Here is a 14,731-nt window from a genome sequence, read left to right on the forward strand (position 1 = left end):
GATGTGCTCCCGATTCCTTTCCGCGCTGATCGCCGCCCTCGCCGCCACCGTGCCGACCGCTGCGCTAGCGCTCGAAACCAGCTTCCACACCTATGACGGGTTCAACGAGACCGTCGACGCGTTCCGGCTCGTCTCGATGATCTTTGCCGATCCGCGCTACGAAACGCTGGTGCTCATCGTCGCGGTCGCCGGGATCGCGCTCGGCGCGCTACTCGCGAGCGTGCGCGGCAACGGCATGGGGATCGTCGCTTTCGGCTTTCAGACGCTCGTCGGCATCGGGCTTTTCGTCGGCATGGTTGCGACCACGGGCACCGTCCATGTCTACGACCGGGTCCGCAACGCCTATCAGCCCGTTGGCGACGTCCCGAACCTGATCGTTCTCGTCGCGGGCGTCACCAATATGATGGAGCGGGCGATCGCCGAGACGATCGACGATAATACGATCGACCCCAATGCCAAGCTCGAGTTCGGTGCGGGTGGTCACAGCTTTGACTTGTTCCTGAACGCTGTTAGCCCGCGAGGGCCGATGACCGACACCTTCCTCGATGCAACGATCAAGGATTATGTCCGGCAATGCTATCCCGTCGCGCGCGTCTCTCCCGCCTATGGCATCGACGACGATCAACTCTTTCGTACCACGAACGATCTTCCCGCGGCTTTTGCCGCGATGTCTGGGCCGGCGACCTTCAGCACCGTCTTCACTGCCACCGACAAGGGCGGAACAACGGTGAGCTGCACCGAGACTTGGACGCATATCTCGGACCGGCTTTCCGATCCGTCGCTGTTCCACGGTTACAGTCAACAGGTCTGCGAGCGCACCGGCTATGACGTCTCGAACGCGGCTCAGCTCCAGCGCTGCCGGTCGAACCTCGGAGCGCTCGGTGACAAGATGCTCGCGACGCCGCTGACGCTCCAGCAGCTGATGACGAACATCAACCTCGGCAACGCCGTCGGCGACGTGCTGTTCGAAGATAGCCCTGCGACCGCCGCGCGCGTCATGGCGAACCGTGCCGTCGTCTCGAGCGGTCTCGCCACCATGTCGACGGCGAACGAATGGATGCCGACGATCCGCGCCACTGTCTTCGGCATCATGCTGTTCATGATGCCGATCGCGCTGCTCTTCATCCTGACCCCGATCAACCTGCGCGTCGCGAGCTTCGCGCTTGGCCTCTTCGTCTTCGTCGCCATGTGGGGCGTGATCGATGCCGGAATCTACCAGCTCACGCTCGGCCGCGCGATGGACGTGCTTGCCGAGATGCGCTCGAACCATGTCGCGGCGAACGCCTGGATGCTGGCGCCAGGTTCGGCGATGAAGGCGCTCGCAATCTTCGGAAGCTTTCGCACCGCGGCCGCCGGGCTGGCCGGCGCCTTTGTCTTCACCGTGTTCCGCTTCTCGGGCAATGTGTTCACCTCCTTCACCAGCGGCGCGCTCGGCGTGCAGGGCCAGGGCACCGCGGCCGCCACCCCGATCATGACGCATGAAGGCCGCGCGCAGGCGCTCGAGGCGCAGGCCTCGGCGACCGGCACGACCGCACGGCGCAGTGCGGCGTCGAGCTTCGGCGACTTCGGAGAGCGGTCTACCTTCGGTACCAATCGCGCCTTCGGCGCCGCAGGTGGCTATCTCAGCGATCGCACGCCTGGCGCGCCGGGAGCGACCGGCTTCGGGCTCGGCGTCACGGACGCCGCACGCGAGCTCGGGGGGCTCGCCCCTGCCCTCGTCGGCCGCGACCTCACTCATCCCGCGACGGCCGCAGCGGTGCGCGCCAATGCGACGACGTCGGCGATCCACAATTTCGCCGAGAAGGACGCGCTACGTAGTCTCGGCACGAGCTATTTTGGGCCGGGCCAGGCGGGCGAACGCGCCTTCGCCGGCTTCGCGCAGAACATGGTGCAGTGGAAAGCCTTCGGCGATACGCGCGCCTACGACATGATGATGCGGGGCGCGCAGCGGCATTTCGAGCGCAATGGCTATGATCAGAAAGACGCTGCGCTGAAGGCCTCGACCGTGATCGCGCAGGCATCGGCCGACCCGACCTTCGCGAAGTTGATCGCCAACACGTACGACCAGGAGGCAATGCTGCGGAACGATCTCACGGCTGCGCAGGTCAACGTCGGCGCTATGGAAGGCCGACGCGACTATGCGGGCGACAATGTCGCGGGGATCGAACGCCGCAACGTCGCGACCGAGCAGGCGTGGCGCACCGGGAACAACGAGGGGCAGCGCAATTCCGCGTCGATGCTCGGCCTCTCCATCGACGAAACCTCGCGCCGCATCGGCTTCATCAACACCCTCTCGGGCGAGGCGCGCTCGTCGGCGATTACCTCCCTCTCCCGCGCGACGGGCCGCAATGAGGCGCAGGTCATGCGTGCGCTGGAAACCTATAACGCCTCGGTCCAGCTCGGCACCGCCGACGGCGCGACCGCCGAGGCGGCACGCGAAGGCACGAGCGTCTATGGCCGCACGCGCGAGGCCGCTGGTTACGATTTTGCCGAGCGCTCGGGCAAGCTCGATGCCCAGCGCGAAGTCGGCCACGATGGCGTGCGCGGCGCCGCGCGCATCGGCGAGCAGCGACGGCAGAGCGATAATTTCGGGTTTGCGGAAGGTGCGGCGGCTGCCGGCGTATCGACGCGCGAGGCGGCCCGGCTCGACGCCTTCATCCAGGCACTGAGCCGCACGGCGGGCAACCAGGTCGACATGGCCGAGGGTGGCGCGGCCGGAATTGCCGATCGTGCGCGCAACGAGCGGCTGACGCGGATCGTGGACAATGAGCGGTTGACACGCATGCAGGGGCTGCTGCGCAGCGAGGGCATCAACATGACCAAGCGCGAGCTCGCCATGGCGCAGAATGGCGATCTCAATCTCAATGTCTCGCCCGACGTCGCGCGGCAGCTCCGCGCCGCAGGCCTCATCAACGACAGCCAATATGGCACGATCGCCGAGGGAGGCCGCGCCCGGTTCAGCTTCGCGGACAACGACCTGCTCGTGTCGAGCAGCACCGGGTTCACGCAGTCCGCACGCAGCGACACCAGCACCAAATATGAGGCCGGCAAGCAAGCCGGACCCGATACCATCGAAAACATGCTAAGCAGCGGACCCGAGGGTCAGGCGATGATGGCGAACTGGCTGCGCGGTGGCTTCGAAATGGACCGCAACGGCGAGTGGCGGCTCAATCCGCAGGTTGCGGATACGCTTCAACGCGACGTGTCGGCGATCATGGCCCAGACGGGATGGCAGCGGGCTATATCTCGCTCGGCGCAAGACCAAATCTCAATGGGAACTGCGGTTGGCGGCAATGTCGGCGCAAGTGCCCAAAGCAGTGACTATGCGTCGCGTGGTGGTCCGGCCAAGGGTAAGGAACGATCACAGACAGCAACGTCAGGGAGCGTCGGCGGGAGCTTGGGATATAGCAGCAGCGACATGGGCACGAGTAACGAGACAGCTCGGGCCTCGCTCGATATCGTAAACTATGATGTACGCGAGGCGATATCCGCCGCAGAGCGGGCGGCTGCGCGCTCTGCAAACCCTGAAATGACATTTACGAGCGAGCTGAACCGTCAGGTGCTTGGCCCCGAGGGGCTGCGAAATCGCTACCTTGGGCAAGCCGATTCCGCACGTGGAACCGCCGATATTACTGGACCGATGACGTCGCTCGAACAATCCTCGATCTTGAGCAGTGGCCGATTTTCGACCGACCTAGCAAATGGTCCATTCGACGGAGATAGCAGCTACAAGAAGCGCTAATCTCGACGTCCAGGGTGCTGAAGGCTGAGTGGGTTGCCGATATATAGTCCGCCGGAGCGCGGATCATAGATGTCGACCGACCAATGAGGTCGCCCAAGACGCTCCCAGTGCTCGTCCTCCATCCTCATCTGCTCGAGTTCGCCGATTTCCTCGTCCGAGAGAGGCTCGCCAGATAGCGGCCTGTCGAGCCAAGCTTTGACGAACCCGAAACCAAGCACCAGTAGTGCCGTCGGCGGAAAGAACAGCATGTTGAGATAGCCTGCGAGAGCGCTGGTGTAGAACTCCGCCAGTGCCGGGACCTTCAGCGAGGCCACCGCGCCTGTCCAGTAGACCGGGATCGCCGCCCACCAGAGCTTCGCGTACCAAGGCTTCCAGAGCCAATTGCGCGCAACGGGCGGCCGCGCGGTCTCGGCTGTTGATACGTTGGAAGGTTGGCTCGCCTGCATGGGTTTTCTCGGTCGGCAGCCTATCAGAAGATGCCGATTGAAGGAATCGAAAGAGTTTCCGGAAATGGACATATTGCCTTCCCTGATCCGGTGAGCATCCAGCCATCTCCTGTTCCCATATGCAACTTCACACCAACGTCAGCTTCCCTCCTCCTCCCTTGGACTTGAGGCCGGATTCCCCGTCCCTCGCTTAGGTATGATAGATTGTGTTCTGGACGATCGAGAACGCGGCGGCCAATCAGATTCTATCGGAGCGGCACATTCGCCCGGGACTTCGCATAGTCGTCTAGAATGCACCGCAGGGTCGCTCGACCGCGAGCGGTCAGGGCGATGTTCGTTCGGCGCCCGTCGTGAGGATCGCGCTCGCGAGCCACAAGTTTCCGCGATTCCATCTCAGTTGTCTGCCGCGTCGCCGTCGGAACCGAAACGCCACTCGCATATCCTAGGCTTGAAACCGGCAGCCCTTTACCGACCGTATCCGCGACATAGAGTTCCAGTAGCATGATCCAGCCCGCATGGCTCCAGTCTTGCTTCTTGAGGTACCGCGCAATGATCTGCCGTTCGACAAGTAGTTCACGGCAAAGGCCAAGTCGTCGAGCTTCGACATCGAACGGTGGATCATCTTGTTCGATCCGCGTCGCCATGCGTCCGTTTGCGCCTCGCGTCAGTTTGACGTGGAGAGCCGGAACGTCCGGCGCCGAGGTGGATGCTGCGATCTATTGTGTTCCGTGCAGAGGCTCGAAAATCGGGTAGGCTAAAATCGAGCCCCCCTGTGGTAAAGTCGATCCAGCGCATATGTCGGAATCGAATCTTGGCGTAAAAGATGGTCAGCGCTTATCCGCATAGGCGTCCATGAGGAGTTTTTGATTATGGGTGGTGCGACGCGCTGGACCGTCAATGTCGCGCCCGAAACCGACATTGATGTCCGCACATACCTAGCTCAGCGCGGAATGAAAAAGGGCGACCTATCGCGCTTCATTGAAGAGTCCGTGAAATGGCGCCTGCTCGATCTTACGCTCGCCGAGGCCCGCGCCGGTTTCGATGACGTCTCGCCGGAAGAGATGAGCCAGTTGATCGATGAAGCGATTGCGGATGCGCGTCGGAACTGATCAATGCGCGTTGTCATCGACACCAATGTGCTTGTCAGCGCCCTTTTGCACGGGCGGTCGCTTCCCTTTCACCTGATTGCCTTGTGGTGCCAAGGCAAGATCACCTTAATCACCTCTGCTGAACAGCTAGAGGAAATTCGGCGCGGTACGCGCTATCCCAAACTGCGGGCTCGCTTGAATCCAGCCGTTGTCGGCAGACTCGTCAATGAACTCAAGGGCAGCGCCATTGTTATAGAGAATCTGCCCGACGTGTCCGTCAGCCCGGATCCCTGGGACAACTATCTTCTGGCGACGATTGAGGCCGGGATGGCCGAACTTTTGATCACCGGCGATAAGGCCGACTTGTTGAGTCTCGGGCGCCACGGCGGGGCGCGGATTATCACGGTTCGGGAATGCCTGAGGCTGATCACAGGAACCGAGCCTGATATCTAGCGCCTCGTCGGCGCCAGAGCCGGCGTCCCTTCAGCCGAGACGACTCCATCTCATCGGCCGAAACTGTGAGAGCACGGCAAAGGGCCGCTTTGACTTCATCGACGCAGAGCCCGTGACGATGCCGAGTTCGCTATCGCTCGCGTGGTCGACTGGGGAGCCTAAGGAAACTCGGCGCAAGCAGAGGCGCTGGGCGATTGCGAAGCGCCAGGCGGGACTCGACCGCGACCGCGACCGCGAGAAGCTCGGACCGATCTACAATTTCATGGTCACCAAGCGCTAAGGTCGCGTCGAATATGCGGTCCTCCAGTTCGGCGGTCTATTCGGTCTTGGCAGCGACTATTATCCGCTGCCCTGGGACGTCCTGACTTACGACACCGAACAGGGCGGCTATGTCGTCGATCTCGACAAGAAGGTTCTCGAACAGGCGCCGCGCTATGGCGCCGATAGCAAGCCGACCTTTGATCACGACTATGGTCGCGGGATCAATTATCCGTTCTAGTTTCCGGCGCAGGATTCGGATGCGAGGTAACCGCATCGGAGGGCTGCCTCATCGGCGCGGACTGTCCCTGCGCGGCAGCACGAGCGGCAATCCGCCGACCGCCTGCCGCCGGCGATGCATATCATCTGCGACCGCATCAATGATCACGACGAAATGCTGCGGTCGATCGCACGGATGGATTTCACGGTCGCGCCGGGCCGCGGTGACGGGGCGAAGAATGGCGGCGGCCCCGATCCGCGCGATCCGACATGGGCGCCGCGCGGGCGCACATCGGCGTCACGGCCGTTCGGACGACCCCCGAACAAGATGAAATCCTCCGTATCCGCAGCCATGATTTTCACTAACCGGACCTTATCGCAGAGCACCCATACGAGATACTCGGTGAAGAAAAGCAAATCGTTGCCAAGGGTTGCCTGAAAATTCCGGTCCGCCTACTCCCGTGTTAAGTTGAAATTCAGAGAGAGTCGGGAACCGGCTCTGTTGACGGAATGCACGGGGAGCCGCTTGCAGAATCCGTCGGAAAGCAATGCTCGGGTCGAGAAAAAGAGGTGCTGTTTTAGATAGCGTAAGGGACTTGCCGTCCATTGATGGCAAGCAGCGCGCACTTGTCTGCTAGTGATGTAAAAGAGCCGAGCATCGCTCTCTGCGAACGCTTGGCCCCGCGCCAACGCGAGTGCCTCCGCCATGTCTATCGGCTCAAGACCTCCAAGGAAATCGCCCTCGAATTGGGTCTGGGCGTCGGCACCGTCGACACTTACATCAGCGAGGCTGTCGCCATTTTGCGCGCCCGCAATCGCCGGCACGCAGCGGAACTTTTCCACGCCTTCGAAGACGCCGCGATGACCCCCCGCAAAATGCAGTTGGAGAATACGGGGGTAGGCACCGGCCAGGCCGATGAGCCACCGGAGAAGGCGGAACCACCGCCCACCTCCTGGGTCAGGTTGCTTCCTCTACGAACCATGGGAGTATCTGCAAATGACCTCGACCCGTACCTCCGTTACTTCTGGCTCGTCTTCCTTGCGATCGCGCTTGCAGTCGGCTTCGGCATGCTCGCCGTCGGACTCGACGTCCTCTCCCGGCTTCTCGGATAGAAGGTCCGACGATGAAGAGCGCATCAAGCATCTGACCGAATCGCTGTTCGGCTACGAAAAACTGCTGCAGCAGATTTTCGCGGAAGGCGGGCGGCTCGCCACTGCGGCAATCGACGCGCAGACGCACCAAAATCTTTCGCCGCTGGTCGGACATCAGATATTGTCGGCCCTGACCAACGCGCAGCTCTCGGTTACCGGAGCGCTCGGTTACATGGCCGAAGGTCATCGACAGCTTGAAGTGCTGGCACAAAAGCTGGGCATTGATCCTGAAGCTTTCGGGGATGTCGTCAAGCGCCCAAGCGCGCGCGGCGCGACGCCCCTTGAATTGGCCGCCTGACCAAGGGGGCCGCTGCTCGTGATCGTCATTGTGGCATTCATGATCCTGCTCTTCCTCGTCTCTGCCTATGCGCAGTGGCGAGGCGGAGCCCCGGAAAGGACTGCGTCGATCTGCATGGTCATCGCCACGATGGGAACTTTTTGGGCCGGACTAAGCAATCCATCCTATCGCGACGTCGAATGGGAAATGTTACTTATCGATTTCGGGCTCCTGCTGGCGCTTTCGGCAATCGCCGGGGCGGCAGACAGATTCTGGCCGATCTGGCTGGCAGCCTTTCAGTTGGTTGCGGTCGCGGCACACGGCGTCACGGCATACAATCCCGAGATCTTGCCCGTCGCCTATTGGTGGATCGTAGGTAAGATCGCCTATCCAATGGTCGCAATCCTCGCCATTGGGACACGGCGACATCACCGCAGGACACGTGACGGGCTCCAGGAATATGCTTGGACTCATCAGCGACATCGCGCCGCATCTTCGCGCGCGAAGACGATCACACCCGCCCCGCGTTCCTGACTGATTCGTCGCATCGCCGCCGACGCGCGAACCGTGGAGGGGCTCTGTGGCGACCATTCCACGCCGGGATTGACCACAATGCTCAGTCCGAGACTCCACTAAGCATCGGTCATGTCCGCGACTGGCGCACGGGCGCTCGAACTCGGAGTGTATGAAGATGAGCGCAGATCACGGGCTTAGCCAAAGAGCCTACACCAGCCTTAAACTCGATCTCATTGAAGGTCGTATCGCGTCTGGGCGAATCAATATCGGACAACTAGCTGATCGATATGGAATGAGCGCGACTCCGGTCCGCGAGGCGATGTTGCGGCTCGTCGGCGAAGCTTTACTCGACATGCCGGTAACTGGCGGATTTGAAATACCGTCGCTCGACGAGAATGCGGCTCGCCACCTCTATATTCTGAGCCAATATGTAATGCTCACAGCCGCCTCGTGCCGGAGCAGTCTCCTTGTTTCCCATGACTTTAATCAACAGGACGAGCTCGGCGCGCCGCCGCCGATTGAACTACTCTTCGACTCGATCTCCCAGGTGACCCAGAACGTCTTTTTCATGCATTTGGTCCGGAATCTCAACGATCGAATGCGTCGGATCCGGCGCGCCGAAGAGCGTAAATTGAGCGGTTTGCGCCGCGAATTCGATGCTTTGCTCGGGAAGATTGAACGCGGAAACAGGCAGTCAATCAGGCGATCGGTAGTCGCATATCATCGACGCCGTATCCGTAATCTTCCTGAAATCATGAGTGGACTTACCTAGGGCGGCCTCAAGAATGCCGATACCGGGGTTCGCCCCTTCCATATATAGCTTCAGATTCAGAACATATATGTTTGGATATATCCTCTGAAACTGGGATTCTTTCGGTGTCGCATTTGTGCGGCGGGAAAGGAGACTATCATGGACAAGGAACCGAACTATCGCGACGCTGAACTGATCGACCTCGGCACCGTCACCGAAGAGACCCACGGGTCGAACGAAAACATCGCGCCGGACGGTGTGCAGCCGCGCCAGCCGCTCGGCATCGTCGTCGACTGATCAATGGCCGGCCGGGAATGGATAAATTCCCGGCCGGCTTTTTCCGCCAAGGCGTCACTCATGCTTCCTTCGTGGGTTTCGAGCTGCGAAATCGATGGTCAGGTCGTCTTTCTGGATGTCCTCGCAAATCGATATTCACGCTTGGAAAAGGAGGCTGCGTCTGCCCTCGGAAGAGGAGACGTTGATTCACTGCAACCGAGCCTTCGGCGCCTGATTGAGGATCGCCACTGGTTGAACTCCAATGCGGAAGGAGCCCGTAGTTCCTGCTGCGCAATTACTCGCCCAGCTCGTGAACATTCCGCGGAATTCGATATGCGTTCGCCATCCGGCCGGCAAATTGCATCGGCATTCAGATCTCTCGCCAGCGCACGATTCACCATTGCACTGCGCGGATTCGATGAATTGCTGTGGTGGGTGCAACGCAATAACACGATCGCCCAGACAGAAGGCCCTCCGGCGTCAAACCGCAGCGGTCTGATATCAGCATTCGAATATGTAGAACGGTTTGCGATCAGGAGGGATCGCTGCCTGCTCCGTTCAATCGGCCTTCAGCATCTTTTGGCCCAAAACGGGTATGAGAGCACACTGGTTTTCGGTGTTCGGCTTCATCCATTCGAAGCCCATTGCTGGCTTCAGGATGATGACCTCATCCTCAACGATACGATCGAAATGGTCGGCCCCTTCGAACCTATCAGAGCAGTGCGATGATCGGCAGATTCTTAGCCGTCAGCTCGCCGACCCAGGTCCCATGCGCCCTCGACCTACATTTGGATGAAATAGCTCATCAGTCGGGGCTGAGCGTGACCCATCGTGACGAACGCCTTGTCGTCTATTCCGACAGCGGGTTGGAAATCAACCACCTCACCGATGGCACTGGCGTCGTCGTTGGCGACGTCTTCTGCCGGCATGTCCCGTCGCGCGCATTTGGAAAGAACATCGACGAAGGGGCGCGTGTCACGGCGGCGTATCGAGGCGGCCATTTGAACAATGAATATTGGGGTTCCTATATCGTCCTGGCCAGTTTGCCCAACGGCGTGATCACCTGCGAACGATCCCCATTCTGTAGCATCAATGCCTATTACATAGTCGAGGGCGGAGTCCTCGTTGTTGCCTCGGACACAAGGCTATTGCTGGAAATGGCAAGGCGCCCGCCGTCGATAAACTGGGAATCAGTCGCCAGACATCTGATTTGGGATAATCTCAGCATGTCATCCACATGCCTCTCCGGAGTTTCCGAGATCAGGTGTGGAGAATCGATCAAGTTTGAAGCCCCACGGGCGCTTGAGGCCAGTTTTCACTGGGACCCTTGGAAGTTCACCAATCCCGACGTCCTGATCACCGATCCAGATGAAGCCATGGAACTTGTTCGCCGGGAAATTCTTCGCTGCATCGGAGCGCAGATGCCGCGCGGACGGTTTTACGCCCTCGATCTTTCAGGGGGCTTGGATTCGTCGATAATCGCGGCGGGGTCCGCCACTGCTGGGCGTGAAATTCACGCGATCACGATGTTCAGCGAAGGAAACGATGGGGACGAGAGGAATTTTGCAAGAAGCGTAGCCAGCCACTTACATATCTCCCTGGACGAGGGTGCGCCTGATCATCGAAGACCAGATCTTCTTCATTCGGCGCGGCCGCACTTGCCCCGACCCCACTCGCGGTCCTTTGTTCAAGAAACCGATCGCATCTCCCTCGAAATGGCAACGGACCGGTCGATCGACACATTTGTCAACGGTCAGGGCGGCGACGCCGTATTCTGCCATCTGCAGAGTTCCGGACCCGCGGCGGACACCCTTCGAGCGAAAGGTCCGAGTCCAAATTTTGCACGAACCGTCTTTGAGGTGGCGCGTGCAAATCAGTGCAACGCGTGGGATCTCGGCTGGAAGGCGATCAGGAAGGGATGGAAAGGCAAGCACCACGCCAACTGGCGCGCGAATGATGCATTTCTTTCCAAAGATCTTCCATCCAATGAATCGCCACCTGGGCTGCCGTGGCCTCCGCCAAAAAACCGACCGCTTCCCGGAAAGGTTGAACATGTTCATGGACTATACAACAGCTGCTATAACATGAATGGTTATCGGCGCTCCGATTTGATGAAGGGGATATTTCCCCTATTGTCGCAGCCCCTTGTCGAGACTTGCCTACGCATACCGACTTGGCTTTGGGTCGGCCGGGGGCGAAGTCGTTACATAGCCCGCCGAGCCATGGAGCGGGATCTTCCCGCCAAAGTCGCATGGCGGATCTCAAAAGGAGGCCTCGGCCAGTTTCAATTGCAGATGCTGCGCGAGCGACGAGTTCTCATTCGCGAAATGCTGATGGACGGACTACTCAGCGGCGCGGGTATTCTTGATCGCAGCATGATCGAACAGCAGCTGAAGGACGACCTGACATTTGGCGTGAATGATATGGGACGAATTCTCCGCCTGTGCGACGTCGAGGCTTGGTGCAGAGCATCGCCGCAAGTCACCTTGAACACCGCGCCTTAGGCAATCGCCGCCAGTCGTCGAGTTCCATGAGCGTTCGTCTGAAAACGGCCTGACGATGAACCGGCTGCCATTTCACATGATACTCATCGGGGAAAATGAACATTGTCACATCACGGCCGAATTGCCGCAGCGCCCGAAGGGAGGCAGTGGCCAGGCGCGCTTCCCGATCCGCGCTCTGAATTATAATCTTCGCGCACACGCGGCTTGCGTTCATCGCGAGACTGACGCGCTTCCAACTCGATTTGTGCTGTTCCCAAGGCAGTGGATATTCATTCGTGCGCAAAATGCTCGCATAGGCTTCCCCAACACCGGTCTCCAAAATGCTCGGGTCTTCACAGCATGAGCTAATGAGCGCCAGCGAGAATATATCGGCATGGATTAGCGCATATGTCGCGGTGGACGCGCCATCGCTGAGTCCCGTGATCGCGATATGGTCGGCATCGATCGGGTGCGTGTCAGCCGCCAGCTTGATTCCGCGCATAAGAGAATCGTGAACGCTCGCACGATCGGTCCACGCGTTCGCGATGTGCCGTCGGGATACCGATCGGCCGGCGCGAGACATCGCGGTCCGGTAGTCGAGCGGACGGTCAAAACTCAGGACGGCAAAGCCTTTCGCCGCGATAGCCTGAATCGGATATTCGTCGCCAGTTCCGCCTCTGAGAAAGCCGCGACTGCTGTACTGCACGACAACAAGTGGCAAACGCTCATCGTGCCGAGCGTCCGGTGGAAGCACGAGATCGCCAAACGTTTCGATTCCATATTTGTTGGTCCAACGCAGGCGGGTCACTGTTCCGAGCCTGCGCGCGATCCATTCGGGGTTGAGCTCGATAAGTTGATGGATTTTTCCCGACCTCAGATCGATTTCAACGATGTCGCGGGGTTGAAGAGAAGCTTCTCGGGCGCAAACCAAAAGGAGTTGAAAATCACATCCGCGGATCGCGTCGTCTGTTGTGAGGATATTCGTCAGCTTGTTCTCACCCAGAGCCCATCGATAAATGCCGGTTCGCGCTGCGGCGAACCCTTCTCGGCGCATGAAGACAATTTCGTCGGCTCCCGGAACCGTCCATGCCGCTGCGACGCGGGCGCATTCCTTAAATTGGCAAACTATATTTTTGTCGCCGACCCTCGCCGCGAGTTGTCGATGGTCGATGATCGCAACAGCGGCGCCTTTGCGCGTCGGAGCGCGGCCTGCCTCCTCCGCCATTCTATCCTGCTGTGATGCACTGCCGGACCCACCGAACGTATCGGCCTCTCCGATCATGACAAAACGTTCGACTTCCGCAGGTGTCTCGCGTGGATATGGCGTGAGCTCGGCAAGCGGCCAAAATCGCTCGTCGAATTGGAAACCGCTTCGCCCCTCGGTTTGCAGTCGTTCTATGGCAGCGGCGTGATTTTCCCGTTGTCGATAGCGCAACTGCGATGCGTCATCTGACCAGGCGAAGTCGGCGACGTCGAAACGCCCGTCAGAGATACTTCTCGTGCCACCTTCGGACAGCGCGGTCACGAAAAGTCGCGTGATTCCTTCTTCTCGTTTCAGGAAGGCCAGCCACTTGCCATCTTTTGACCATTTCGGCGTCAAAGGTTCCGGAGTGCCGGTGGGGAAGCCCTCGAGACCGTAGAGCGTAATCGTCCGGCGCACGTAGTCGCCGCCCATGTCGACAATGCGCGGCGCAGTTCGAACATTGCCGAGATCATAAATCAGCAGGGCTTGGCAGTAGCTGTTGGAGACGGGGTCCGCCTGTCGAAGCTGGATTGCCAGATATCTTCCGTCGGGCGACACAGCAAAGCCGCCCGGGTCTGCCTCAGACGCATCCATCTTTCCGAAATCGCGGAGGCGAATGATATCATCCGCCTCCACACTTCGTGCTATCGATTGCGATGCGACCGGAGGAACTATCGTCGGACATGACGGGCTTGTGTCCCTCGCTGATTGCAAGTCGACGCCGGTCGCATTCGTAGCCACAACTTGCAGAGCGGGCGCCGTCGGTGGCAGCGGCGCAGCTTGTGAGAAAGCCGCACCCGGCAGCGCTGCGGTAGTAAGGAAAATTAACGTGAACGCGCGGTTCGCCGATCGCCGCGCGATGCATTCCATGACGAGGGCCATTAGAAAGACTGCGATAGCGACAACGCGACAAAGCGCCCCATTGGGGAATAATTGGTCGAGTCATAGGGTTCCGTGAAGGGTGCCGGCGCCAAATAGGGGGGCCGCTTGTCGAACAGATTCTCGACGCTGAGACCGATACGGAAACCGTTCGGAAAGCCGCCGGAAGTGGACGTTCGATAGCTGAGCGAAAGATCGACGGTAAACATTGATCGCCCGTCAATCGGGAGCGCCGCACGACGATCTTCGACGCCTCCAATATAGTTGAAATAGACGAATGCTTCGGCGGAATTCCCTTCCCAACCGACACTGGCGCGCGATCGAAAATGGGGTGGGTTCCAGATCGTTCCGGCAAGGTCAAAATAGGGGAAAGCTGATCCGTTCTTCTGGCGGCTGCGAAGCCAACTGCCATTCAACGCTGTGACCAGCGCGCCGTCGTGCAGATCCAGGCGATAGGACAAATTGACATCCACGCCCTCGATTTTTTGCGCCGCGACATTCATATTTCTGTTGTCGATGAGGTACAGGACCGACGCCGGGTCGTAGGCCCCGGCGGTATAATTGAGGAAGCCGCCGGACGCGCCATTGATGGCTGCCTGGAGCGCCACTTCGCTGGGATTCAGTGTGACATAGTTCGCATAATTCGGACTGAGTGCTTCGGGGTAAAACCCGATTGGAGTGCGAACACGGTCGATATATTTCACCCGGAAGTAGGACAGGTCCGCGTTAAGCCCCGGCAACGACTTGGGGTGAAAGGCGACCGTCGCAGTCCAGGTTGTGGCTCGCTCCGGCCGCAATGATGTGGAACCGCCATCAAGATATGACCGGCCCCCACCGAGTGGTCCGCTGGGATTGTTAGTGCATTGACGCGTCCATCGCCAGTGTTGGCCGCAGGTGGAGCGAAGCGGAACCGGCGGGCGACACTGGCGATGGAACGGCCTCCGGCGC

16 protein-coding genes and 1 pseudogene are annotated in these 14,731 nt (G+C 59.8%); 11 read left to right on the plus strand and 6 right to left on the minus strand.

The window, feature by feature from the left end; translation table 11 throughout:
- Nucleotide 1 precedes the first annotated feature (1 nt).
- The gene (locus tag U0S50_RS17845) at nt 2-3,742 is read left to right on the plus strand and encodes a conjugal transfer protein TraG N-terminal domain-containing protein (protein WP_062900423.1); all 3,741 of its coding nucleotides are present in this window, start codon (nt 2-4) and stop codon (nt 3,740-3,742) included.
- Here U0S50_RS17845 and U0S50_RS17850 read toward each other — a convergent pair.
- Nucleotides 3,739-4,260 (minus strand): hypothetical protein, encoded by a 522-nt coding sequence (locus U0S50_RS17850; protein WP_232014686.1) that lies wholly within the window; start codon nt 4,258-4,260, stop codon nt 3,739-3,741. The genes U0S50_RS17845 and U0S50_RS17850 overlap by 4 nt on opposite strands.
- Nucleotides 4,261-4,433: 173 nt before the next feature.
- Complete coding sequence (locus tag U0S50_RS17855; RefSeq protein WP_082665249.1) at nt 4,434-4,832, minus strand: MarR family winged helix-turn-helix transcriptional regulator; 399 nt, start codon at nt 4,830-4,832, stop codon at nt 4,434-4,436.
- A gap of 225 nt (nt 4,833-5,057) precedes the next feature.
- Here U0S50_RS17855 and U0S50_RS17860 point away from each other — a divergent pair, with 225 nt between their 5' ends.
- The 3 genes and pseudogenes from U0S50_RS17860 (at nt 5,058) to U0S50_RS17870 (ending at nt 6,228) form a co-directional block, all read left to right on the plus strand.
- Nucleotides 5,058-5,297 carry a ribbon-helix-helix domain-containing protein gene (locus U0S50_RS17860; protein WP_058804239.1) on the plus strand — a complete coding sequence of 80 codons (240 nt, stop codon included), beginning with the start codon at nt 5,058-5,060 and terminating at the stop codon, nt 5,295-5,297.
- 3 nt (nt 5,298-5,300) lie between these two features.
- Nucleotides 5,301-5,729, plus strand: coding sequence for a putative toxin-antitoxin system toxin component, PIN family (locus U0S50_RS17865; protein ID WP_062900424.1), 429 nt, complete (start codon nt 5,301-5,303; stop codon nt 5,727-5,729).
- 118 nt (nt 5,730-5,847) lie between these two features.
- A pseudogene (locus tag U0S50_RS17870) lies at nt 5,848-6,228 on the plus strand (PRC-barrel domain-containing protein).
- A 143-nt stretch (nt 6,229-6,371) separates the two neighbouring features.
- Here U0S50_RS17870 and U0S50_RS17875 read toward each other — a convergent pair.
- Nucleotides 6,372-6,560, minus strand: a complete 189-nt coding sequence (locus U0S50_RS17875) for a hypothetical protein (RefSeq protein WP_160328055.1) — start codon at nt 6,558-6,560, stop codon at nt 6,372-6,374.
- 255 nt (nt 6,561-6,815) lie between these two features.
- On the opposite strand from U0S50_RS17875, the gene U0S50_RS18565 reads away from it, so the two are divergent.
- The 7 genes from U0S50_RS18565 (at nt 6,816) to U0S50_RS17905 (ending at nt 11,682) form a co-directional block, all read left to right on the plus strand.
- Entirely contained in the window at nt 6,816-7,319 is a 504-nt protein-coding gene (locus U0S50_RS18565) for a helix-turn-helix domain-containing protein (RefSeq protein ID WP_058804235.1), read from the plus strand.
- Complete coding sequence (locus tag U0S50_RS17880; RefSeq protein WP_152998810.1) at nt 7,204-7,656, plus strand: hypothetical protein; 453 nt, start codon at nt 7,204-7,206, stop codon at nt 7,654-7,656. The genes U0S50_RS18565 and U0S50_RS17880 overlap by 116 nt, the downstream gene beginning before the upstream one ends.
- Nucleotides 7,657-7,674: 18 nt before the next feature.
- Nucleotides 7,675-8,169 (plus strand): hypothetical protein, encoded by a 495-nt coding sequence (locus U0S50_RS17885; protein ID WP_136173716.1) that lies wholly within the window; start codon nt 7,675-7,677, stop codon nt 8,167-8,169.
- Between the two features lie 157 nt (nt 8,170-8,326).
- Nucleotides 8,327-8,923, plus strand: coding sequence for a GntR family transcriptional regulator (locus tag U0S50_RS17890; protein ID WP_160328053.1), 597 nt, complete (start codon nt 8,327-8,329; stop codon nt 8,921-8,923).
- A gap of 138 nt (nt 8,924-9,061) precedes the next feature.
- On the plus strand, nt 9,062-9,199 hold the full coding sequence (locus tag U0S50_RS17895; protein WP_160328052.1) for a hypothetical protein: 138 nt from the start codon (nt 9,062-9,064) through the stop codon (nt 9,197-9,199).
- 60 nt (nt 9,200-9,259) lie between these two features.
- Entirely contained in the window at nt 9,260-9,907 is a 648-nt protein-coding gene (locus U0S50_RS17900) for a lasso peptide biosynthesis B2 protein (protein ID WP_188237759.1), read from the plus strand.
- Between the two features lie 92 nt (nt 9,908-9,999).
- Nucleotides 10,000-11,682, plus strand: coding sequence for an asparagine synthase C-terminal domain-containing protein (locus U0S50_RS17905; protein WP_322310005.1), 1,683 nt, complete (start codon nt 10,000-10,002; stop codon nt 11,680-11,682).
- Here the strand turns inward: U0S50_RS17905 and U0S50_RS17910 are convergent.
- The 3 genes from U0S50_RS17910 to U0S50_RS17920 all read right to left on the minus strand — a co-directional run.
- Nucleotides 11,660-13,540 (minus strand): Atxe2 family lasso peptide isopeptidase, encoded by a 1,881-nt coding sequence (locus U0S50_RS17910; RefSeq protein ID WP_322310006.1) that lies wholly within the window; start codon nt 13,538-13,540, stop codon nt 11,660-11,662. The two genes, U0S50_RS17905 and U0S50_RS17910, sit on opposite strands and share 23 nt — an antisense overlap.
- A gap of 245 nt (nt 13,541-13,785) precedes the next feature.
- The gene (locus U0S50_RS17915) at nt 13,786-14,580 is read right to left on the minus strand and encodes a TonB-dependent receptor (protein ID WP_322310007.1); all 795 of its coding nucleotides are present in this window, start codon (nt 14,578-14,580) and stop codon (nt 13,786-13,788) included.
- 58 nt (nt 14,581-14,638) lie between these two features.
- The coding region (locus U0S50_RS17920; RefSeq protein WP_322309565.1) for an integrase catalytic subunit at nt 14,639-14,731 on the minus strand (93 nt) is incomplete at its 5' end.

This window comes from Sphingopyxis sp., assembly GCF_034380315.1.
Lineage (GTDB): Bacteria > Pseudomonadota > Alphaproteobacteria > Sphingomonadales > Sphingomonadaceae > Sphingopyxis.